This window comes from Arthrobacter zhangbolii (assembly GCF_022869865.1).
GTDB classification, from domain to species: domain Bacteria; phylum Actinomycetota; class Actinomycetes; order Actinomycetales; family Micrococcaceae; genus Arthrobacter_B; species Arthrobacter_B zhangbolii.
Window position 1 is genome coordinate 3,375,246 of sequence record NZ_CP094984.1, and the last position, 22,158, is coordinate 3,397,403.

The window sequence follows — 22,158 nt, forward strand, 5'->3', positions numbered from 1 at the left end:
GACGGCGCCGCCCGGACTCGCAGGGAGTCCGGCGCGGCGCCGTCGGGCGGTTTTTCCGAAGACTAGAGCTTGGAGGCAACCAGGCCGGTGAGGTCCACCAGGCGGTTGGAGTAGCCCCACTCGTTGTCGTACCAGGCAACAACCTTGACCTCGTTGCCCATCACGCGGGTCAGGCCTGAGTCGAAGATGCTCGAGGCCGGATCGCCCACGATGTCGGAGGAAACAATCGGATCCTCGGTGTAGGTGAGGATGCCTTCCCAGCGGGGATCCTGTGCAGCCTTGGCGTAGGCGGCGTTGATCTCCTCAACCGTGGCTTCCTTTTCCAGCGTGACCGTCAGATCGGTGACGGAACCGGTGGGCACGGGGACGCGGATGGCGAAGCCGTCCAGCTTGCCCTTCAGCTCCGGGAGCACCAGGCCGATGGCCTTGGCGGCACCGGTGGAGGTGGGCACCATGTTCAGGGCTGCGGCGCGGGCGCGGCGCAGGTCCTTGTGCGGGCCGTCCTGCAGGTTCTGGTCTGCGGTGTAGGCGTGCACGGTGGTCATCAGGCCCTTTTCGATGCCGAAGGCGTCGTTCAGGACCTTGGCCAGCGGGCCCAGGCAGTTGGTGGTGCAGGACGCGTTGGAGATGATGTCGTGCTTCTCGGCGTCGTAGTCGCCGTCGTTCACGCCCATGACCACGGTGAATGCGTCGCCCTTGGCCGGTGCGGAGACCAGGACCTTCTTGGCGCCGGCGGTGATGTGCTTGCGGGCATCCTCGGCGTTGGTGAAGAAGCCGGTGGATTCAATCACGATGTCCACGTTCAGGTCAGCCCACGGCAGGTTGGCGGGATCCCGCTCTGCAAACACCTTGACGGTGTGCTCACCGATGATGAGGTTGCCGTCTTCCACGGTGACCTTCTCCGCCAGGCGTCCGGCAACGGAGTCGTATTTGAGCAGGTGGGCCAGCTGCGCGGGATCGGCGAGGTCGTTGATGGCAACTATCTCAAAGCCTTCACCGTGCTGCAGGGCCGCCCGCAGGTAATTGCGGCCAATCCGACCAAAACCATTGATTCCGACGCGTACCGTCACTGCGGCCTCCTAGAAGCTAGAGTAAATTTAGAGACTAAATTTAATGTCTTCTACAATTATTATGCTGTTATTGCCGCCACACGTCAAAGGCCACTTCCATGGACGCCTCCGCAAACACCCCGCAGCTGCTGCGCCGAACCAATCTGCGCGCCGTGCTCGAAGTGCTGCGCTCCGTCCCGTCCGTCACCGGCACGGACCTGATCAATGCCACCGGACTGACCCGCGCAACGGTCATTGCGGTCTGCGATGACCTGATTGCCCGCGGCTGGGCCCGCGAAACCCCCTCCCTGCGCACTGACCGGCAAAAGGGGCGGCCCGCCCGGCGGTTTGAGTTCAACGAAAGTGCCGGGTACGTCCTCGGTCTCGACGTCGGCATTGCCACTGTCCGTGTGCTGGCCGCCGATCTCTCCGGCGCCGTCGTCGGCGGATCCGAGGCACGGTTCCCGCGCCACGGGGGACAGCCGGAGGAGCGCCGGGACGTGGTTACGGCCGCCGTCGACGCCGCACTTGCCGACGCCGGGATTGAGGCTTCGGCGGTCCTCTGCACCGGAATGGGGATCGCCGCGCAGGTCACGGGAAACGGCGACGTCGCCCCGGGGCAGGAAGTGGCACCCATGTTCGATTTGGGGCTGAGCCGGGAATTCGGCGACACGAGGGGGTGGCCCCTGCTGGTGGAAAACGATGCCAAGCTCGCGGCTCTGGCAGAACGCTGGCGCGGAGTGGGTGCCGGGGAGGAGAACCTTGCCGTGATCCTGGCCGGCGAGCGCCTCGGCAGCGGCATCATTGAGTCCGGCCGGCTGCTGCATGGCGCCTCGGGGGGCACCGGCGGCATGGGTGCCCTGCAGCTGGTGGAGGGCGTGGGCAACGAGGACGGCATAGCCAAGCTGGCCCGGCTGTGGGGCAGCGCCGCCCTCAGGGACGGGCACAACGGCAGAATCCGGGAGCTTGTGGGACCGGATACCAACCGGGCCTCGGCACGCCTGGTATTCGAAGCAGCAGCCGCGGGAGATCCGGTGGCCGTGGAGATCCTGAACCGCATAGCGGCCCGCATGGCCCGGGTGCTGGCGCTGGTGTCCTCCTTCTTCGATCCGCGGCTGATTGTCATCGGCGGTGCCGTTGCGGCATCGGCCACCGCCCTGCTGCCGGCCATGACGCGGGAACTTGCACACTATGTGGCGGAGCCGCCGCGGCTGGCTGTCTCGGACCTGGGCAAAATGCTGGTCCCCACGGGCGCGGTCCGCCTGGCCCTGGATTACGTGGAGACCCACCTGCTGAACCTGGTTCCCGAGCCAAAACGCTAACGAGGGTGCTCCGCCGGCGTTGAACCGGAAGGGCGGCCGCTGACAGGAAAGGGCCGGGCGCGTATGCGCCCGGCCCTTTCACCTCCGGTTCCGGTGCGGAGTCCGCTCCGGGGCCGGCTAGGACCCTGCAGGATTATCCGTCGGTTTCGCCGTCTGCGGTGTCCCCGTCGGCGGCGTCGTCCCCATCCCGGGGACCATCGTGCCGTTCATCGTGATGATCCCCGCGTCCGCGGTCCTCCCGTTCGGGCCGGCCTTCACGTCCGTCGCGGTCCTGGTCATCCTGGTCCTGGCCGCTCTGGTTCGGGTCATCCTGGTTCTGGCCGTCCTGGTCCTGGCCGTCCCGACTCTCATCATCTGGACCCTCGCCGTTGTGCCCCGGGCCCTTATGCTCCCGAGCCTCCCGGCCATCCTGGTCCTGATCCTGGTCCTGACCCTGATCCCGGTCCTGATCCCGGTCCTGGTCCTGCAGCTCCCTGCCGTCCCGGTCTTCGGCGTCCCGGGTGTTTTCCTGTTGCGTCGTGGAACCTGCCTGCTCCAAAGCATCGTCCCCGCCAACGGCGGTACCGGCGAAAAAGCTGCCAACCAGCAGTCCGGCTCCGGCAAGGGCACCGGCGGTCCAGATCACGACCCGCTTGGCCTTGCTACCCAAAGCCATGGGTGTCTTCACCTCCATCAAGTGGTTTGCTGATAATTCAATCCTGACGCCGGATTCTTCGAGATTTCTTAGAAGTTATGCCTGGGAGCCAGGCGCGGACAGCGGCAGCCGGACCCTCAGGGATGTCCCGGCCCCCGGGCTTGATTCGGCCCGGATGGACCCGCCGAACCGGGCCGCGATTTCCGCCGCCAATGCCAGGCCCAGACCGTAATGCCGCTGGGGGCCGGCTCCCTCCGCCGGGTCCACCGGACTGGCTGCGCGGACGGATGAGAACCGCTCGAACAGGCGTCCTTCAAGTTCCGGCGGCAGGCCGGGTCCGTCGTCGGCCACCGTCAGCACCGCCTCCCGGCCGACCGGCTCCACGGTCAGCCGCACCGCCGATCCGGCGTAATCCACCGCGTTAGCCAGCAGGGAGGTCACCAGCCGCTGGAACGCCGCCCGCACACCGCGGACGGCCACCGGACCCTGAGGTGCCCGCACCTCCAGCTGAAGACCGCGCTCCCCCGCCATCGATTCGAAACTATCCGCAACGTCGCGGACGACGGCGGTCAGATCCACGGGTTCCACGGTTTCATTCCTGCGCGGGTCAGCGGAGACCAGCAGGTCCTCCAGGATGCCGGTCAGCACGCCGGCATCGGAGACGATTTCCGCCAGCCCGTCCTGCAGCCACTTTTCCGGCTCCGGGCCTGTCCCGGTCCCGGCCCCGATTCCGGCACCCGAACCTCCCCCACTGCTCCCGCGGTCCAGACGCCGGCGCAGCAACTGTGCGCGGGTGCTAAGCAGGGTCAGCGGGGTACGCAGTTCATGACTCGCATCGGCAACGAAACGCCGCTGCAGCGCCAGCGCCCGCGCGAGAGGCCTGATGGCCGCACGTGCCGCCAGCACGGAGAAGGCCGCAGCGATCACCGCCGCGCCCAGGATGGTTCCCACCAGCACCAGCACCAGCCGCTGCAGTTCATTGCGGGATTCGCGGGTATCCACTGCCGCCTGAACCACGTCATTGCCCCGGCGGACGGTGAGCACCTGGTACGTTGCACCGCCCACCGAGACCGTCTCCTCACGGCTTCCGCCGCCGGCGGAAACCTCGGCGAGGGCGTCTTCAACCGGCAGCCCGGCGGGCATGTCACGCGAAACCGCCAGCCTGCCCCGGTCATAAACGGCCAGGAAAACATCAAGCGGAGCGTCCCGGGCATTCGAGAGGTCGACGGCGTCCTCCAGTGTTTCGCGCGCGGCAGCGGTGGATCCCGCGGCAGCGAGCGAATACACCAGCACCCCCACAAGGGAAAGGAGGACCACGATGAAGGCGGTGAATTGAAGGGAAAGCCGGATGGTCGCCCTCTGCAGTTCGGAGCTGTCCCGCCGGCTCATGGGCTCCTGCCCAGCCGGTAGCCCACCCCGCGCACCGTCATCACCACGGGGCGGCCGAGTTTCCGGCGCAGATAATGCACATAGGTGTCCACCACGCCGTCGTCGTCCGCGTCCGGGAACACCAGGTCCTGGAGCTCCACGCGGGGGTAGATCCGGCCCGGATGCCGGGCCAGGACCTCCAGTAGTTCCGCCTCGCGTTCGGACAGCTGGACGGCCTTGCCGGTATCCGCGGACACCGTCCTGGCTTCCGGGTCAAAGGTCCCGCCGGGAACGGGGAGCACCGGAATACGTTCCAGAGTGCGCCGGCGCAGGGCCCGCAGCCGGGCCAGGAGTTCGTCCATGTCGAAGGGTTTGGCCAGATAGTCCTCGGCACCGCGGTCCAGCCCCTCCACCCGGTCCGATGGGTTGCCCAGCGCCGAGAGCACCAGCACGGGGGTCAGCACGCCGCGGCTGCGCAGCCGGGCCATAACGTCGAGGCCCTCGATGGCGGGCAGCCCACGGTCCAGCAGCAGCACGTCGAAGTTCCCGGTGAGTCCCTCATGCAGTGCCCGCTGCCCGTCGTGGGCGAGAGTGACGGCATAGCCTTCGTCTTCCAGGATTTCAGCCAGCATCCCGGCCAGGCGCCGGTCATCCTCCACCACCAGGATCCGGGGTTGGTCCTCCATCCGTGAAGTATAGGACCGCGCGGGCGGGACGCTCCCGGAGGGGAACCGAATCTGAACCCCAAAGGGGAGATTCAGCTCACCGTCATCGCACCTTAGCGCCAGTAGTCATTGGCCGCGGCAATGGTCGCAAATTCGGTGGCCACCACCTGCGAGGCGGCAAGCAGGTCTTCCGGATTGTTCGCGTACGTAGTGCGGATAATCTCCTGGACGTGTTCGTCCGGCTGCATGGCAAAGGACGTCTGCAGCGCCAGGCTGATCGCCAGCCGGCGGCCGTCCTCAGGAGTGGTGCATTTCAGGGAATTGTTGGGAACAAGCTCCATGATGTCCGTCCTATCGACTGCGTCGCGGGCCGGCGCCCGTCCGGGCCGCCAGTTTCATTGTGGGCAGGGCATATTCCCGGCACAACCCCTGCACGCAACCGGAACTACCCGTGACATCTATAACCATTGACTTTGTCAATAGAACGCTGTTTCAATGGTTATAGAAAATGTGAAGTGCATCACGACAGAGGAGTCACGGTGAATCTCGGAATCGGTTCCTGGCCGGCACGGCGCGCAAAGGTGCGGCCGGACGATACTGCCATCACCTTCGAGAACCGGGAATGGACCTACGCCGAGGTGGACCGGCGCGTCCTGCGCCTGGCCAACGCCCTCCGCGACGCCGGCATCCGCAGTGGTGACCGGGTGGCCTACGCCGGTTTCAACCACCCTGCACTGCTGGAGACCTTCTTCGCCGCCGGACTCATCGGGGCGGCCTGCGTGCTGGTAAACCCGCGGCTGCGCGCTGCCGAGGTGGACTACATCCTGCGCGACTGCGGAGCGCGCGCCGTGGTCTTCACCGAAGAGCAGCGGCCAAATGCCGAACAGCTTTCCACCGGACTCGACGGCATCCAATGGCTCAGTGTCGACGGCGGCGGACCGGGCACGCTATTTGAGGATTTCCTGGCCGGCGGCAGCACGGCGCCGGTGACCGATGAGGTGGATCTGGAAGACCTCGCGCTGATCATGTACACCTCGGGCACCACCGGGCGGCCCAAGGGTGCAATGCTCTCCCACCGCAACCTCTTCTACCAGTACGTCAACGCCCTGATCGGCCAGGACCTGCGCCAGGATGAGGTCCATCTGGCCGTTGCGCCGCTGTTCCACATCGCCGGGCTGAACATGGTCACCCTTCCCACCTTCACCCTGGGCGGGCGGATCATCATCCACCGGTCCTTCTCGCCGGACACCGTGCTGCGCGAAATCGCCGAATCCGGTGTCACCTCCGCCTTTATGGTTCCCGCCATGCTGGATGCCCTCAGCCAGCATCCCGGATTTGCATCCGCGGACCTGGGCTCCCTCCGCGGGCTGATGGTGGGCGGCTCACCCCTGCCGGAACGCACCATCCGCACCTGGGCGGAAAAGGATGTGGCCATCATGCAGGGCTTCGGCATGACCGAAACGGCACCCGGCGTGTGCATGCTCGAGTCCCGGGACGGACTTGCCAAGGCGGGCTCGGCCGGGCGGCCGCACTTCTTCACCGAATACCGGCTCGTGGATCTGGACGGCAAGGACGTTCCCCCCGGCGTCGCCGGCGAAGTGGTGATTCAGGGCCCCAATGTGATGTCCGGGTACTGGAACAAGCCCGAGGAATCCGCAAAGGCGCTCGACGGCGGCTGGTACCACTCCGGCGACGTCGCGCTCCGGGACGAGGACGGTTACCTGTACATCAAGGACCGGATCAAGGACATGTACATCTCCGGCGGAGAGAACGTCTACCCCGCCGAAGTGGAAAACGCCCTGTTGAACATTCCGGGCGTGCTCGACGCCGCCGTCATCGGCGTCCCCGACGAAAAGTGGGGAGAGACCGGGCAGGCCTTTATCACCCTCGCCGAAGGGGACCCCCGCGGCGGCGAGGATTTCCGCGCCCTGCTGCGGGAACGCCTGGCAACCTACAAGCTTCCGCGCGAGATCCAGGTGGTGCGCGAACTTCCCCGCACCGCCACCGGCAAGATCCAGAAACACATCCTCCGCTCCGGCGCCTAGGCACCGATTCCCATCACCCACCCTCAAGGAACCGCCATGTCCGTAACACCCGACGCCCCCGCGCCATCGGGGCAGCGCACCCAAAGGAATGAAGCCCGACGGGTCATTCTTTCCAGCTACCTTGGCTCCACCATTGAGTTCTACGACTTCCTGCTTTATGCCTCGGCCGCAGCCCTGGTCTTTCCGCACGTCTTCTTCACCGATCTCGATCCATTGGCGGGGGCGATCGCCTCCTACGGCACGTTCGCCGCCGGCTACCTCGCGCGCCCCTTGGGCGGCGCCATCTTTGGACACTTCGGAGACCGGCTGGGCCGGAAGAAGATGCTGATCCTCTCCATGCTGATCATGGGCATTGCCTCAACACTTATCGGCCTGATCCCGGGCGCGGACATTATCGGATCCTGGGGCGCCGTCATCCTGATCCTGCTGCGCGTCTGCCAGGGCATCGCCGTCGGCGGCGAATGGGGCGGGGCCGCACTGATGGCCCTGGAGCACTCCGCAAAGGGCAACCGCGGGTTCGCTGCCTCGTTCACCAACGCGGGCGCTCCCACCGGCGCCGCCCTGGGTACCTTCATTCTGGGGCTTTTCGCCGCCATGCCTGAGGATCAGTTCCTGGCCTGGGGCTGGCGGATACCGTTCCTGCTCTCGGCACTGCTGCTGGGCGTCGGCATCTTCGTGCGCTCCAAGGTCTCGGAAAGCCCCATCTTCAAGGAAGCCGTGGAGCGGGAGGAAGCCAACAAGGCTGCCAACAGGACCAAGCCCAAACTGCCCATCCTGCAGGTCCTCCGCCGCCCGAAGGCACTGATCTTCACCATGCTGGCCGGAGCCTCAGGCTTCGCCCTCCAGGTTTTCCTGGCTACCTTCGCGGTGAGTTACGCAGTGGAAAACGGTGCTGAGCGACAGGCTGTGCTGTATACCTTCGCGATTGCCTCCATCCTCAGCGTGGCCTTCGTAGTGGGCATGGGCAGGCTTTCGGACCGGCTGGGACGCCGCCCGGTGATGCTGGCCGGCCTGGCGCTGTTCATCGCGCTGATCTTCCCGATGTTCAGCTGGCTCGCCACCGCCAACTCCTGGCTGATTTTCACCACTTTTATGGTGGGCCTGCTCTGCCACGCGGCAATCTACGGCCCGCTGGCCGCGTTCATTTCGGAGCAGTTCGGCACGTCCTCCCGTTACACCGGAGCGTCCCTGGGCTACCAGTTTGCCACTCTGCTCGGAGCCGGATTCACGCCGAGCATCCTGTCCTCCATCTACGCCTCCAGCGACCGGTCCACCGGTCCTGTGGTCTGGTACCTGGCCGGGATGGCACTGGTCAGCGCCATCTTTATCCTGCTGACCCGCGAGTCCAAGGACTACGATCTGGCGACCCACGAGCACTGACGGAACGGCGCGTTGTGGCCGCTTCGGATTCCCGCAGATCCGAAGCGGCCACTGGCGTAAGCGCTAGAAAGCCACCCGCTGCAGCAGCCGGGACAGTTCCTGCCGCTCCGCCGCGGAGAGCGCTGCCAGGGAGGATTCAGTGGCTCCTGCCACCAGTTTTCGCGCCTGTGCGTAGAGCTCCCGGCCCCCTCCGGTGGGCATGATGACCTTGGAACGGCGGTCCCTCGGGTCCGTCCGGCGCTCGACGGCGCCGCGCTGTTCCAGTTCATCCACGATGGCCACAATCTGGCTGGGGTCCAGCACCAGGAACTGGCTCAGCTCCCGCTGCGTGGGCGCTCCGCCGCTGCAGGCCAGCGAGAGTACCGAATAGTGCCGCACTTTCAGTCCCAGCTCGGCAAGGCTCCGGTTAGCCTGCGCGGATCCGATCGAGGCCGCGCGGGCCATCAGGAACACCGGTTCCGCACCGAGGTCGGATTCCGTGAAACGCACGGCGGGGCCATCAGGGGTGGTGGTCATGGGGAGGTGTCCTTCGGCGGAGTTGGATATGGGCCCACAGCGGCTGTTGCCCCCAGTATAGGTGAGAAACATAACCGTTGACATTTTCAACGATATGGCGTGGAATAGGAGCACGTCGCCGCCAACGTGGCCGGAGTCACAACAGGCCCCGGCCCAGCAGAAGGAGCAACACATGAGCAACGAATCCGCAGGTGCACTGGCCGGCAAGGTCGCCGTCGTCACCGGATCCGGACAGGGCCTCGGCCTGGCCTACGCACAGGAACTGGCCCGCCACGGGGCGGCCGTAGTGATCAACGACGTTGTGCAGGAGACCGCCGAACGTGCCGTTGAGGCCATCACCGCCGCCGGCGGCCGGGCGGTTGCCGTGGTGGCCCCGGTCGGAAGCACTGAAGCTGCCACCGCACTCGTCGAGGGCGCCGTCGCCGCCTTCGGACGCCTCGACATCCTGGTCACCAATGCCGGCGTACTGCGTGATAAGTCGATACTGAAGATGACCGATGAAGACTTCGACCTGGTCATTCAGGTACACCTTCGCGGCACCTTTACCTGCGCCCGGGAGGCATACCGCCACTTCAAGGAAAACAACGTGGCCGGGCGCATCATCACCATCGGCTCCCCCACCGGACAGTACGGCAACTTCGGGCAGACCAATTACGCCGCCGCCAAGGCCGGCATCGTGGGCATGGTCCGCACCTGGGCACTGGAAATGAAGAAGGCCGGCGTCACTGCCAACGCCGTCATTCCGGTAGCGGCTACGGCCATGACCGAAACCGTGCCGTTCTTCCGCAGCGCGGTGGAGGCGGACCGCCGGGGCGAACCCATGCCGGACTTCTTCCGCAAGGACCTCGGTTTCGGCACCGCGAACGACGTCGCCGGCCTAATCGCCTACCTGGCTTCCGACGAAGCCGCAGATATCACCGGCCAGGCCATCGGCGTCGGCGGAGACCGTCTGCAGATCTTCTCCCACCCGCAGCCTGTCGTGACCGAATACCGGGACGGCGGCTGGGATTTCGACAGCCTGCGCGAACAGTTCCCGGCCGCCGCCGAAGGAAACCTGCAGCGCGTGGGCGAGAAACTGCCGCCGCTGCCCGAGGAACTCCAGACCGCACCGCAGGCACGGTAGGAAAAGGGAAAATTCACATGGTTTACGAATACGGGCTGGATCTGGCCACCCTGGATGCGATCGACATGCACGTCCACATCGAGTGTTCCGACCACGGACATGCCTCCCTGCCCCCGGCCCTGACCGAGGCATCGGCCAAGTACTTCAAGTCAGAGGACCGCAGTCCGTCCCTGGACACCATTGCCGAACGCTACCGCGAATGGCGCATGGCCGCCGTCGTGTTCACCGTGGACGCCACCACCGCACTTGGCCACGAGCCGAACCCCATCGAGGAGATCGCCGAGGGGGCAGCCCGCAACAATGACGTGCTTATCCCCTTTGGATCGGTTGATCCGCTGCAGGGTGCCAGGGCCGTGGACCGTGCCCGGATGCTGGTGGAGGACTACGGCGTAAAGGGCTTCAAGTTCCACCCCTCCCTGCAGGGTTTCGACCCGTCGGATCCGCAGTTCTATCCGATCTATGAGGCCATCCAGTCCCTGGGCGTACCTGCCCTCTTCCACACCGGGCAGAACGGCATGGGCGCCGGGCTGCCGGGCGGGTACGGCATTAAGCTCGCCTACTCCAACCCGATGCTGCTCGACGCCGTCGCTGCAGACTTTCCCGAACTCCAGGTGATAATGGCCCACCCCTCCGTCCCATGGCAGGACGAGGCGAACTCCATTGCCACCCACAAGGCCAACGTGTGGATTGATCTGTCCGGGTGGTCCCCTAAATACTTCCCCGAGTCCCTGGTCCGCGCCTCAAACTCGATGCTGCAGGACAAGGTCCTCTTCGGCACGGACTATCCGCTGATCTCCCCGCAGAAGTGGCTCGGGGCCTTTGAACAGCAGAGCTTCAAGGACGAGGTCCGGCCCAAGATCCTCAAGGAGAACGCCATCCGCCTGCTCGGACTGGATGCACTCCCCGGGCCGGCCGCCCCGCAGGACGCACTGGGCACGGCAGGCGGTCCGGTGGCATGACGGCCCTAACCACAGATGAACGGCTATACCCGGACTGCGACCCCCTGAATGTCGAAGGCCGGCTGACCGAGGAGGAAAAGGCCCCGCTGCGCCGCCTGCGCCGGATGCTCGACGAGACGGCACGGCCCCTGCTGGAGGAGTATTGGGAAGCGGGGGAATTTCCCCACCAGCTGGACGGCCCGCTGCGGGATTTGAACCTCATGGCACCGGAGGAGCTCACCGTCGGCGGCGGCGAGCCCCGCGCCCTGTACCACGGCTTCCGGATCTTCGAGCTGGCCCGCACGGATGCTTCACTGGCCACGTACTACACCGCGCAGGCCGGGCTGTTCCGCACCGCCTGCCGGGTGGGGGGAACGGCCGAACAGTTCGCGGCCTGGGATCCCGCCATTACCACCTTCGAGATGACCGGCGTCTTCTGTCTGACCGAGCCGGAGCACGGCTCCGACATTGCCGGCGGCCTGGCGACCTCTGCCCGCCGTGAGGGAGACGAATGGATTCTGGATGGTGCCAAACGCTGGATCGGCGGCGCCTTCAGCGCCGATTACCTGGCCGTCTTTGCCCGGGATACCGCCGACGGCCAGGTCAAAGGCTTCCTCGTGGAGCGCGGGGCCGAGGGAGTACATCTGGAAAAAATCCGCGGAAAGACCTCGCTGCGAATGATGCAAAACGCGCACATCACCCTCGACGGTGTCCGGGTACCGGAAAGCCTGCGGCTGGGAAACGTCAATTCATTCAAGGACGTTGCCGCCATGCTGCGCGCCATGCGCTCGGACGTCGCGTGGATTGCCACGGGCATCCAGGCGGGAGCGTATGAAGCCGCACTGCGGTACGTGCGCAGCCGCGAACAGTTTGGCCGGTCCCTGGGCAGCTTCCAACTGGTGCAGGAGAAACTGGCCCGCATGCTCGGCAACGTCACCGCGTCACTGAGCCTGGTGGCCGGACTCGCGGAACGGCAGCAGGAGGGGATTTTCCGGGATGAGGATTCAGCCCTGGCCAAGATGTGGATCAGCCTGCACATGCGCGACACCGTGGCGCTGGCCCGCGAAGTGGTCGGCGGCAACGGCATCACGCTCGCTACCGACGTCGCCAGGTTCCACGCCGACGCCGAGGCGGTCTACTCCTACGAGGGAACCCACGAAATCAATGCGCTGGTGGTGGGCCGTTCCATCACCGGCAAAAGCGCCTTCGCCTGACACCCATCAGCACACCCAACAGCAACCAAGGAGATACCCATGACTGCAGCAGCATCCCCGGCCAAGACCGTTGTCGACTTCAGCGAGGTACCCGGCCTCGTAGGCCGGAACCTCGGCTACTCCGAGTACCGGGTCGTCACCCAGGGCCAGGTGGACACCTTCGCCGATGCCACGGATGACCACCAGTGGATCCATGTGGACCCCGAACGGGCCAAGGACGGACCCTTTGGCGCACCCATCGCCCACGGCTTCCTCACCCTGTCCCTGCTGATCCCGATGTGGACCGAACTTTTCGATGTCACCGGCGCCGGGACCAAGGTCAATTACGGCCTGGACAAGGTCCGGTTCACTTCACCGGTGAAGGTCGGTTCCCGCATCCGCATGACCGTCACCATCGCGGATGTCCAGGAGGTCAAGGGCAACGGACTGCACGTGGTGGCCGATGCCACCATAGAGATCGAGGGCGAAGAGCGGCCCGCCGTCGTGGCCCGGTTCCTCAGCCGGCTGTACCCCTAACCTCCCGGCTTCCGTTCCGGCGACTGCCGGGACGGAAGCTCTAGTCCCGGCGGCTGCGGGACCGCTCGTAGTTAAGCGCGTGGATGCCCAGCAGGGCGAGGGCGCCTGCCAGGCCGAACGGCAGCAGGTTGGGACCCATCATCTGGAAGTTGACCATCACCATGCTCTTCCGTGTCATGACCTGCGTGTTGACACCGTACAGAGAGTCCATCTGGAGGCTGCCGAAAAACCAGAGCAGCCCAACGCCAAGCATCAGCGCCACCACCGCCCAGGCCCCACAGAGATAAGGGTTGACCCGCCGCGAGTCCGGGGCGCCGGCCGGCAGAAAACCAGGGCTTTCCTCCCCGCTGCCGCGCGGATCCTCTTCCCTGACGGTTTCCCCGGAGACCCGGCCGACCCCGGCCGCTGCCGACATTGGCCCGGTGCTGTGCCGCCGCAGCCCGCGCGCACCGGCATCCGCTGCAGTACCGCCGTCGTCGTCAGCCCACGTCCCGGCTTCGGTGCTGCCGGCCTGCCCCGCCCAGCCGCCGCTGCCGCCCGCCTCGGGACGGGCATAGAGCCGGTAATCCGCTTCGTGTGTGTCTCGTCGCTTCCCCATGTCCGGAGCCTACTGGAGACCTGGCGTCTGGTCATCCGCCCAGCCGGGAATACCGCGCATGCGCAGGTTCAGAGACAAGACCCGAATTTCACTAGACACCTGTCCAGTGAAATGGCATGATGTGGATCACATTCATGGACCACACCGCCGTGGTCGGAGCAAAAGGGGTACCCGTGCAACTGCAGGACAAAATCGCCGTCATCACCGGAGCCGGCTCGGGCATGGGGCTCGCCGCAGTGCGGACCTTCGTAGCCGAAGGCGCCACCGTCTACGCCCTCGACATATCCCAGGCCGCCCTGGACCGCGAACTGGCAGACCTGCCCGGGGCCACGGGCATTGCCGTTGACATTGCCGATTCCGCTGCCGTCAACGCCGCGTTCAAACGCGTTGCCGATGAACACGGCCGGCTGGACGTACTGATCAACGCCGCCGGCGTGAACACCCCCCATCGGCAGGCGACGGAATGGCTGGACGGCATCAACCACAGGATGCTGGACGCCATGAAGGCCGGCGAGCCGTTCACCCCCGAATTCATCACCGAAATCCCGGACGAGGACTTTGACCGGGTCATGCGCATCAATGTGTACGGCACGTTCTACTGCCTGCGCGCAGCCGTGCCCCTGCTGAAGGCAGCCGGCGGCGGCGCCGTCGTCAACTTCGCTTCCGTGGCCGGCCTGGTGGGCCTGCCCATGCCCACCTACTACCCCGCGTCCAAGGCCGCCGTCGTCGGCATGACGCGCACCACCGCCGGTGAACTGGCACCGTTCGGGATCCGGGTCAATGCCCTGGCCCCCGCCGGAATCAACACACAGCTGATGACCCAGTCCGGTGAGGACCATGTCCAGGCCCTGCTGGCACTGCAGCCGCTCAAACGTCTGGCCGAACCGGAGGAAATCGCCGGAACCCTCGTCTTCCTGGCCTCCGACGCGGGCGCCCACTACACCGGCCAGGTGCTCTCGCCCTCGGGCGGGGCCCTGATGTCCTGACCCGCCCTCTCCCCGCAGTTCACCGGCGTTTCCCGCCGCAGCGCCCACCCCGAAAGGCACCATGATCACCAATGTTGAGGGCCTAAACCCCGCAGCCCTGCAAACCCTCGAAGACACCATCGCAACGGATATTGACCGCCGCAGCTACGACGGAGCCAACATCATCGTCGCCCGGCACGGCCGGATCGGACTGCAGGGCAGCTACGGGTTCGCCGACCGGGCCGCCGGCCGGCGCACGGACCGCGGGGATGTTTACCGGATCCTGTCCATGTCCAAGGCCTTCACCAACACCCTGGCCTACCGTGCCCTGGGCGAAGGGAAACTCGCACTGTCCACCCGCGTAGTGGACCTGATTCCGGAGTTCTTCGGCACCGACCGGTTCCGGGCCGTGCGCAAGGACAAGATCAACCTGGGCCACCTGCTCACGCACCGCTCCGGAATGCCCGCCACCCCCGATCCCGGGCTGCCCGCGGACCGGTTCGGTGTACTGGCTGACGTGATCGAGGCCCTGGGCGGCGTGGACGTAGTGAACGAGCCGGGCAGCAACCTCAACTACGCACCCTCCATCAACCACGCACTGATCGGCGAAATGGTCCGGCGCGCTTATGGCTACGACCATTTCCGGGACCTGGCCCGGGATCTGGTCTTCACTCCGCTGGGCATGGGCGACACAGCCTTCGGGCTGCCCGCCGACCGCGCCGAACGGGCTGTTCCGCTGAAGGTCTATGTTCCCGAAGACGGTTGGCTCTCACCCGAGGACATTGAGTGCCTGAACACCTACATCACCGAAGACGCTGAAATGCCCTGGGTGGGGGCGACCTCCACCGTTGACGATGTGTTCCGCTTCGCCGAAATGTTCCGCAACCAGGGCCGGGCCGACGGGGTCCAGTTGGTGGCCCCGGCGGTGGTGGATGCAGCCACCACCCTGCAGACAGGGGACATGCCCAATGACCTGTATTCGGGGATCGCCGCCATGCGCGGCTGGGAAGCGCCCAACGGCAACTTCGGCCTGGGCTTCTCCCTCTCCGGCACCGGCACCGCGCCCACGTTCTTCGGTCCGTTCACCAGCCCGCGGACGTTCGGCAACTACGGTGCCGGGTCCACGCTGTTCTGGGTGGACCCCGTCCGGGACCTGACCTTCGTATTCCTCTCCTCCGGCGTCATGGACGAGGGCGAGAACGTAGCCCGGTTCCAGAAGCTCTCCACCCTCGCCGTCGCCGCAGCACTCTAAACCCCCTTTCAAGGACGCCCCCCATGACCGCCACCAGTTCCGCCCCCGCCAAATGCCCCGTGGCCCACGGCTTCGATGCCATGGGCGATGCCTACTACCGTGACCCTGCCGCGCACTTCGCTGAAGTGCGCGACGCCACGCCTACCTTCTTTTACCCGCACCTGAATGCCTGGATTGTCACCCGACGCGAAGACGCACTGACCGTGCTCTCGGACTGGCAGAAATTCTCCTCCGCCTCCAACGGCGGCCTGATCGAGGTGCCCGAGGAATACCGGTCCACCATTCCAGCGGAACTGATGTCCCGCATCCTGGTCGGGTCCGATCCGCCCGGGCACACCACGGCGCGCGGCGTGGCCCAGCTCGGCTTCCTGCAGGAACGGATGGACGCCCTGCAGCCGGAGATCGAAGCCCGGGCACACCGCATCATTGACCGGTTCGAGAACAACGGTGCCGGCAACCTGCTGGAGGACTACTGTCTGGAGCTGACCACCCAGACGCTCATGGCGCTGATGGACCTGGACTACGAATACGACCCGATGATGCGCCAGCTGCGCGACGATTTCTTCCAGATCCTGGCCTCCGCGCAGGAGCCGTTCCCGGAGCCCCGGCGCTCCGAGGTATGGAAGCGCTACACCGAGGCCAACCTGGTACTGCGCGGCATCATTGAATCCCGGCGCACCTCGGAGGCGGAGGACCTGATTTCCGTGATGGCCTCGGCCCGCGACGAGAAGGGAAACTATGCCCTCGGTGCGGACCAGATTGCCATCCACCTGACCGAGTTCGCCGCAGCGGGCACCGATACCACCGCCCAGGCCATGGCCAACGCCGTGCTGTTCCTGGACGGCAGCCCCGAGGCCCGCAGTGACGCGCTGGCCGAACCGGAACTCTGGCCGCGGGTCTTCGAGGAAACCGTCCGGCGCCGACCCTCCTCCACCTTCGCGTCCCGGCGCGCGAACATCGACATTGAACTCGGCGGGGCGCAGATCAGGGCCGGGGACATGGTCTGGCTTGCGCTGGCGGCAGTGAACACCGATCCCGACTACGTGGAGCACCCCTTCACCTTCGACATCCACCGCACCGACCCCGCCGACCACCTGGGCTTTTCCACCGGGCGGCACAAGTGCCTGGGCAATCCGCTGGCGCGGGTGCAGGGTGCTGCCGGGCTGAAGGTCCTCTACGAACGGCTGCCGTCCCTGCGCCCGGATGACGCCGAGGCGCTGGACTTCGTCCGGTTCGCGCTGCTGCCCGCCCGCCGCTCGCTGAACGTACACTGGGACGTCGCCGACGTCGCCCGTTCCAAGGAACGCGCCGTGCGCACCTTGAACCTGCGGGTGCTGCAGCGCCGCGAGGAGTCCGACGGCGTGGTCTCACTGCTCCTGGGCCACCCCGACGGCGGGGAGCTGCCCCGCTGGAAGGCCGGGGCGCACATTGACCTGCACCTCCCCGGGGAACCGGAGCAGCTGGTGCGCCAGTACTCGCTGTGTTCGGATCCGGAGGACACCACCGCCTACCGGGTAGGGGTGCTGCGTGCCGACGCCGGCCGCGGCGGCTCGCTGGCGGTGCACCGGACCCTGCGCGAAGGTGCAGCGGTCACCGTGTCCTGGCCGCGGAACAACTTCCGCTTCACCGCCGCCCGGAAGTACCTGTTTATTGCCGGCGGTATCGGCGTCACCCCCATCCTCGCCATGATCCGCGAAGCTGAACGGGCGGGCGCGGACTGGGAGCTGGTCTACGGCGGAAGGACCCGCAGTTCCATGGCCTTCCTGGATGAGCTGGCACCCTACGCGGAGCGGGTGACCCTGGTGCCCCAGGACACCCACGGGCTGATGGACCTGCCGAACCTGCTGCGCGAGCCGCGGGAGGACACCCTGATCTACTGCTGCGGTCCCGAGCCGGTGCTCCGTGCCGCGGAAACCCTGTCCGCGCACTGGCCCAAGGGGTCCCTGCGCCTGGAGCGCTTCGCCGCCAAGGAAGTGGAGATCACCGGACCGGAGCACGGTTTCGAGGTGGAATTCGCGGCATCCGGAGTCACCGTGCAGGTGGGCACCGGCGAGAGCATTCTTGACGCTGCGGAGCGTGCCGGGCTGCCGGTCATCTCCTCCTGCAAAACCGGCACCTGCGGCACCTGCGAAACGCGGCTGCTCTCCGGGCGGGCCGAACACCGGGACTCGATCCTCACCGCCGACGAGCAGGACGCCAATGAAACGCTGATGATCTGCGTTTCCCGGGCCGAGCGCGGCTGCCCGCGGCTGGTCCTGGACCGGTAGGCACCCGGCGCCAGCGTGCCGGCGGACCCGCCGGCACGCTAGCGCGGTTCGAACAGGGTCAGCAGCTGCCGGGCCAGGGCGTCCAGTACCAGCTCATGCCGGTCCTGGTGGCCCCGGACATAGAGGAAGTAGAAGTTGCGGTCCAGGCTCATCATGAAGGTGACCAGGTGGGTCTGGCGTTCCTCGCGCTCCTGTTCCGAGGCGCAGGTGGAATACAGCCGCTGCATGGATCCGCTGACCCGGCGCAGCATCCCCAGCCACTCATCTGCCACCGCCGTGTCCGCGGCCATCGCCTGTTCCATGGCGGCGAACTCAATGGAGTAGGTATCCCACAGCTCCCGGATCTCGACCAGCCAGGCGCGCAGGACGGTGAAGTCGTAGCCGGGCAGCGCGTCCAGCCGCCGGTACCCGGCAGCAATTTCATCTTCGATGTCGCGCATTTTCGCCATGACCAGTTCGGGCTTGTTGCGGAAATGCAGGTACAGGTTGGCGCGGCTGCCCCCGGCAGCCGCGGCAATCTGGTTCATGCTGGTGGCCGAAAACCCGTTATCCAGGAACAGGCGCATGGCGGTGTCAATGAAGCGCTGCCGTGTCTCGCTGCGCTGCTGCTCACGAAGATTCATTGCCGGACCGCCGCGCGGCAGGAGGCGCTGCCCGCGGCGGCGGAAAGCGAAGGGGCGGCGGTGCAGATGTCCATACCCTGACCTTATCCGCAGCCGCGCGCCACCTACGTCCCCGTCCGCCGCTTCACCGCTGCCTCCACGGCCGAGACTGCGGCGTAGAGTAGGATCGAGGCCAGGGTCACCACCACGACGCCGGCCCACACCTGGTCATACCGGGCCCGGGACACGGCGGAGACAATTCCGTAGCCGATGCCCTGCCCGGTGGCCAGCCATTCGGCCAGCAGCGCGCCGGTGAGTGCCCCGGGGATGGAGACCCGCAGCGCGGTGAACAGCGCCGGTGCCGCAGAGGGCATGGCCACCTTGCGGAAGGCGTCCAGCCGGCTGCCGCCGTAAACCTGCACCACCTCCAGCATGGCCGGCGAGGCCGAGCGCAGCCCGAAGACGATGGTTACCAGGGCCGGAAAAAACACCACTATCCCGCCCATGGCCGCCACTGCCGCTTCCTGGCGTCCAAAGACCAGGATGATCATCGGGGCCAGGGCCACCAGCGGCACGGACCGCAGCAGCATCGCCACCGGCATCAGGGCATGTTCCACGCCCCTAAAGAGGGTGAAGAGACAGGCCGCGGCGAGCGCGGCCGCCATGCCGGCGGAGAACCCCATGCCGGCGTCGAGCAGGGTCTGCCCCAGCTGTCCCAGCACCAGGTCGCGGTGGGCGGCGGCCTCCGGGTCCCGTATCAGGTAACTCCACACGTCCAGGGGGCCCTTGCCAATGTAGGAGGAGACGTTAAAGACCTGAAGCAGGCCCACCCACAGCACCCCGACGACGGCCAGGGAGAGTGCCAGCCCGAGCAGCGTCCGCGCGGCGGACTGCAGTGCCGCCCCCATCAGAGGCTCCCCGCCCGGACGCCGGATGCCCAGGGCGCGGCGATCCGGGACACCAGTCCCAGCACCGCGTAAGCCGCACCCGCCAGGAGGGCGCAGGCAAACGCCACACCCCACACCCGGGCCACTTCCAGCGTCTGCTGGGCGTTGACCATGGCCGGTCCGAGGCCGCGGTCCACACCGCCCACGTATTCACCAAGGATCGCTCCCAGCAGTGCCGCCGGGGCGGCGATCTTCAGGGCCGCGAGGACGGCCGGCAGCGCAGCAATCAGCCGCACCTTGACCAGCTGGTGGATCCGCCGTCCCCCGAACACCGTCACAATGTCCAGGCAGGCCCGGTCGGCAGCCTTCAGCCCGGCCAGGGCGCTGACCATGGTGGTGAAGAAAACGGACAGCGCGGCCAGGGCGACGGCGGTGCCGGAGGATTCCCCGGAACGCGGCGGCCCCAGCACAATAAAGATGACCGGACCCACCGCCACTACCGGCAGGCAGTAGGTAATCACCGCCAGCTGGGTGGCAAGGCGTTCCAGGCCCGGCAGCAGCAGCACCACAAACGCCAGGATCAGGGCCAGGGCATTACCCCAGGCATATCCGGCTCCGGCTTCCGCCAGCGTCACGGCGGCATTGCGCCAGTAAAAGCCGGCGCCGTCCGCCCCCATCTGGCTGAGCACCTGCCACGGCGTGGGGATGGCCCCGGGCCCGCCGCCGGGCGGTGCACCGATTCCGCGCAGGAACGTGGCGGCGCCGATCCACCACAGGGCCAGCACCGCCGCCGTGCCCGCTGCTCCTACGGCCCAGGGCGGCACCCTGCGCCCGTTCACCGCGCGTCCAGCCCGGCCGGTGCGGCAGCCTGGCGCGGACTCTCCGGCCCGGCGAACAGCAGTTCGGATGCGTGGTCATGCAGGGCGTGGAACTCGGGGCTGCGCATCATGTCCGGTGTGCGCGGGCGGGGCAGGTCCACGTCAATGACTTCCTTGATCCGGCCGGGCCGCGGGCTCATCACCGCCACGGTGTCGGAAAGAAAGATCGCCTCGGAAATCCCGTGCGTGACCATCAGCGTGGTGGCCGGTTTCTCTGTCCAGATCCGCAGCAGCTCCAGGTTCAGGCGCTGCCGGGTCATGTCATCCAGTGCCCCAAACGGCTCATCCAGCAGCAGCACCGAGGGTTTGAGCACCAGTGCCCGCGCAATGGACACACGCTGGCGCATGCCGCCGGAGAGCTGCGCCGGACGGGCCTTTTCGAAGCCCTCCAGCCCCACCAGCGCAATGAGTTCGCGGATGTATGCATCATCGGCGGGCAGTCCGGATACCTCCAGCGGCAGCCGGATGTTCGCGTAGACACTGCGCCAGGGCAGCAGGGCCGAGTCCTGGAAGGCAATGCCCAGTTCATGGCCGCGGCGCAGGTCCTGCGGGGTCTTCCCGTCCACCAGCACGTCTCCGGTTGTGGGGTTCTCCAACCCGGCCAGGATGCGCAGCACCGTGGACTTACCGCAGCCCGAGGGGCCCAGCAGGGACAGGAAGGAGCCGCGGTCAGTACTCAGGTTGGCCGCTTCCAGGGCCACTACCGGGCTGCGGCCGGCAGCGTAGGTTTTGCCGAGGTTCTGCAGGCTGATCCCGCTTCCGGTGCGCGGCATCTATTTCAGCTCCGGGTTTTCCTCGTAGACCTCCGCCAGCAGGCTCATGTCAAAGACCTCTTCGGCTTCCAGGTCATATCCGGCCAGCTTGAGGATGGACAGGTTCTCCTGGATCAGCTCATCGCTGACCGTGAAAAGCCCGTTGGCGTCCGTCTCCGCGGAGACCACCAGCTTGGTGTTCTGTTCCTCCGCCTGGCGGATTTCCTTGGCCATGTCCAGGTTCAGGTCCGAGCCGTAGACTTCCACGGCCAGCCGGGCGGATTCCTCGGGATCCGCCACTGCGTCCTGCCAGCCCCGCAGGGTGGCCCGCAGGAAGGCCTTCAGTTCTTCGCGGCGGGTCTCAATGGCCTCATCGGTGGTGACAAAGCTCTCGGCAATAAACGGCAGTCCGTTATCGGCGAACGGCAGCACCGCGGTGGCATGCCCGGCCTGCTCCAGGGTCAGCACCTCATTGGTCAGGTAACCGAAGAAACCGTCCACGTCACCGTTGACCAGCGGCTGCGGATCGTATTGGACCGGAACCTTCTCCACGGAACCCGGATCAATGCCGTTGACCTCCAGCAGCGCGTCGAAGAGTGTTTCGTTCACGCCGGCCTGTACACCGATCCGCTGGCCGGCTAGCTCCGCGGGCGTGGTGATGGGATTACCGTCCAGGGAAATGATGACGAACGGGTTCTTTTGATAGGTGGTGCCGATGATCTTCAGCGGCGCGTCTTCCTCCGCGATGACCGGTGCAACCCCCATGGGGCTGGAGGTGCCTACCAGTGCGCCGCCGGAGAGGACCATGGTCTCGGTGGAGGTGCCGCCCGGGCCGCCCGCAATCAGGTTGACGTCGGAGAACCCGGCTTCCTTGTAGTAGCCGGAGGCATCCGCAAAATACTCGCCGGCAAACTCCGCGTTTTTGATCCAGGACAGGTTCAGGTCCAGGGTGCCGTAGTCAGCGGTGCCGCCGCCGGTGTCAGCCTCGGTGGATCCTCCGCACGCTGTGACCAGCAGGACCCCGGAAAGAGCCAGGGTTCCCGCGAGGATCCGTGCCGACGTCGAACGTGCCCTGAGGCGGGTGCTAAGGCTCATGGGGACCAGCGCTTTCAATAGAAACGGGTGAATACCCAGAGCCTAAAAAGGCATTGTTTCTATCGGCGGCACCGGTTGTTACGGTGCGGTAA

Annotated in this window: 22 protein-coding genes; 10 read left to right on the forward strand and 12 right to left on the reverse strand. The window is 66.5% G+C overall.

Annotation, left to right across the window (positions count from 1 at the left end; genetic code table 11):
- Window positions 1-62: 62 nt before the first annotated feature.
- Window positions 63-1,070, reverse strand: coding sequence for a type I glyceraldehyde-3-phosphate dehydrogenase (gap, locus tag MUK71_RS15790; RefSeq protein WP_227928203.1), 1,008 nt, complete (start codon window positions 1,068-1,070; stop codon window positions 63-65).
- Window positions 1,071-1,168: 98 nt separating this feature from the next.
- Here gap and MUK71_RS15795 point away from each other — a divergent pair, with 98 nt between their 5' ends.
- Window positions 1,169-2,371: an ROK family protein gene (locus tag MUK71_RS15795; RefSeq protein WP_227928202.1), complete on the forward strand. Its 1,203-nt coding sequence runs from the start codon at window positions 1,169-1,171 to the stop codon at window positions 2,369-2,371.
- A gap of 133 nt (window positions 2,372-2,504) precedes the next feature.
- Here MUK71_RS15795 and MUK71_RS15800 read toward each other — a convergent pair whose 3' ends face one another.
- The 4 genes from MUK71_RS15800 to MUK71_RS15815 all read right to left on the reverse strand — a co-directional run bounded on the left by MUK71_RS15800 (window position 2,505) and on the right by MUK71_RS15815 (window position 5,379).
- On the reverse strand, window positions 2,505-3,026 hold the full coding sequence (locus MUK71_RS15800; RefSeq protein ID WP_227928201.1) for a hypothetical protein: 522 nt from the start codon (window positions 3,024-3,026) through the stop codon (window positions 2,505-2,507).
- A 75-nt stretch (window positions 3,027-3,101) separates the two neighbouring features.
- Entirely contained in the window at window positions 3,102-4,394 is a 1,293-nt protein-coding gene (locus MUK71_RS15805) for a sensor histidine kinase (RefSeq protein ID WP_227928200.1), read from the reverse strand.
- Window positions 4,391-5,059: a response regulator transcription factor gene (locus tag MUK71_RS15810; RefSeq protein ID WP_227928198.1), complete on the reverse strand. Its 669-nt coding sequence runs from the start codon at window positions 5,057-5,059 to the stop codon at window positions 4,391-4,393. Before MUK71_RS15810 ends, MUK71_RS15805 begins: the two co-directional genes overlap by 4 nt.
- Before the next feature lie 92 nt (window positions 5,060-5,151).
- Entirely contained in the window at window positions 5,152-5,379 is a 228-nt protein-coding gene (locus MUK71_RS15815; protein ID WP_227903041.1) for a hexameric tyrosine-coordinated heme protein, read from the reverse strand.
- Between the two features lie 198 nt (window positions 5,380-5,577).
- Between MUK71_RS15815 and MUK71_RS15820 the strand changes: the two genes are divergently transcribed.
- Window positions 5,578-7,083 (forward strand): acyl-CoA synthetase, encoded by a 1,506-nt coding sequence (locus MUK71_RS15820; protein ID WP_227928196.1) that lies wholly within the window; start codon window positions 5,578-5,580, stop codon window positions 7,081-7,083.
- A gap of 36 nt (window positions 7,084-7,119) precedes the next feature.
- Entirely contained in the window at window positions 7,120-8,463 is a 1,344-nt protein-coding gene (locus MUK71_RS15825) for an MFS transporter (protein WP_227928195.1), read from the forward strand.
- A 63-nt stretch (window positions 8,464-8,526) separates the two neighbouring features.
- Here the strand turns inward: MUK71_RS15825 and MUK71_RS15830 are convergent, their stop codons facing one another.
- Window positions 8,527-8,979 (reverse strand): MarR family winged helix-turn-helix transcriptional regulator, encoded by a 453-nt coding sequence (locus MUK71_RS15830; RefSeq protein ID WP_227928194.1) that lies wholly within the window; start codon window positions 8,977-8,979, stop codon window positions 8,527-8,529.
- A 172-nt stretch (window positions 8,980-9,151) separates the two neighbouring features.
- Between MUK71_RS15830 and MUK71_RS15835 the strand changes: the two genes are divergently transcribed.
- From MUK71_RS15835 to MUK71_RS15850, 4 genes are read left to right on the forward strand one after another with little or no spacing between them, the layout of a single operon-like run.
- Window positions 9,152-10,102: an SDR family NAD(P)-dependent oxidoreductase gene (locus tag MUK71_RS15835; protein WP_227928193.1), complete on the forward strand. Its 951-nt coding sequence runs from the start codon at window positions 9,152-9,154 to the stop codon at window positions 10,100-10,102.
- 17 nt (window positions 10,103-10,119) lie between these two features.
- Window positions 10,120-11,061 (forward strand): amidohydrolase family protein, encoded by a 942-nt coding sequence (locus MUK71_RS15840; RefSeq protein ID WP_227928191.1) that lies wholly within the window; start codon window positions 10,120-10,122, stop codon window positions 11,059-11,061.
- Window positions 11,058-12,254 carry an acyl-CoA dehydrogenase family protein gene (locus MUK71_RS15845; protein ID WP_227928189.1) on the forward strand — a complete coding sequence of 399 codons (1,197 nt, stop codon included), beginning with the start codon at window positions 11,058-11,060 and terminating at the stop codon, window positions 12,252-12,254. The genes MUK71_RS15840 and MUK71_RS15845 overlap by 4 nt, the downstream gene beginning before the upstream one ends.
- Before the next feature lie 39 nt (window positions 12,255-12,293).
- Window positions 12,294-12,770, forward strand: coding sequence for a MaoC family dehydratase (locus MUK71_RS15850; RefSeq protein ID WP_227928188.1), 477 nt, complete (start codon window positions 12,294-12,296; stop codon window positions 12,768-12,770).
- 40 nt (window positions 12,771-12,810) lie between these two features.
- Here MUK71_RS15850 and MUK71_RS15855 read toward each other — a convergent pair whose 3' ends face one another.
- Window positions 12,811-13,368, reverse strand: a complete 558-nt coding sequence (locus MUK71_RS15855) for a hypothetical protein (protein WP_227928186.1) — start codon at window positions 13,366-13,368, stop codon at window positions 12,811-12,813.
- A 116-nt stretch (window positions 13,369-13,484) separates the two neighbouring features.
- On the opposite strand from MUK71_RS15855, the gene MUK71_RS15860 reads away from it, so the two are divergent.
- The 3 genes from MUK71_RS15860 (at window position 13,485) to MUK71_RS15870 (ending at window position 17,852) form a co-directional block, all read left to right on the forward strand.
- Entirely contained in the window at window positions 13,485-14,354 is an 870-nt protein-coding gene (locus tag MUK71_RS15860) for an SDR family NAD(P)-dependent oxidoreductase (RefSeq protein ID WP_227903043.1), read from the forward strand.
- Between the two features lie 61 nt (window positions 14,355-14,415).
- Window positions 14,416-15,585 (forward strand): serine hydrolase domain-containing protein, encoded by a 1,170-nt coding sequence (locus tag MUK71_RS15865; protein WP_227903044.1) that lies wholly within the window; start codon window positions 14,416-14,418, stop codon window positions 15,583-15,585.
- Between the two features lie 23 nt (window positions 15,586-15,608).
- On the forward strand, window positions 15,609-17,852 hold the full coding sequence (locus MUK71_RS15870) for a cytochrome P450 (protein ID WP_227928185.1): 2,244 nt from the start codon (window positions 15,609-15,611) through the stop codon (window positions 17,850-17,852).
- 38 nt (window positions 17,853-17,890) lie between these two features.
- Here the strand turns inward: MUK71_RS15870 and MUK71_RS15875 are convergent, their stop codons facing one another.
- The 5 genes from MUK71_RS15875 to MUK71_RS15895 form a co-directional block, all read right to left on the reverse strand.
- Window positions 17,891-18,475 (reverse strand): TetR family transcriptional regulator, encoded by a 585-nt coding sequence (locus tag MUK71_RS15875; protein ID WP_244802801.1) that lies wholly within the window; start codon window positions 18,473-18,475, stop codon window positions 17,891-17,893.
- A 104-nt stretch (window positions 18,476-18,579) separates the two neighbouring features.
- Window positions 18,580-19,362 (reverse strand): ABC transporter permease, encoded by a 783-nt coding sequence (locus MUK71_RS15880; RefSeq protein ID WP_227903060.1) that lies wholly within the window; start codon window positions 19,360-19,362, stop codon window positions 18,580-18,582.
- Window positions 19,362-20,180 carry an ABC transporter permease gene (locus tag MUK71_RS15885; protein WP_227903061.1) on the reverse strand — a complete coding sequence of 273 codons (819 nt, stop codon included), beginning with the start codon at window positions 20,178-20,180 and terminating at the stop codon, window positions 19,362-19,364. Before MUK71_RS15885 ends, MUK71_RS15880 begins: the two co-directional genes overlap by 1 nt.
- On the reverse strand, window positions 20,177-20,992 hold the full coding sequence (locus MUK71_RS15890) for an ABC transporter ATP-binding protein (RefSeq protein ID WP_227928175.1): 816 nt from the start codon (window positions 20,990-20,992) through the stop codon (window positions 20,177-20,179). Before MUK71_RS15890 ends, MUK71_RS15885 begins: the two co-directional genes overlap by 4 nt.
- The gene (locus MUK71_RS15895) at window positions 20,993-22,066 is read right to left on the reverse strand and encodes an ABC transporter substrate-binding protein (protein WP_227903063.1); all 1,074 of its coding nucleotides are present in this window, start codon (window positions 22,064-22,066) and stop codon (window positions 20,993-20,995) included.
- Window positions 22,067-22,158: the final 92 nt, after the last annotated feature.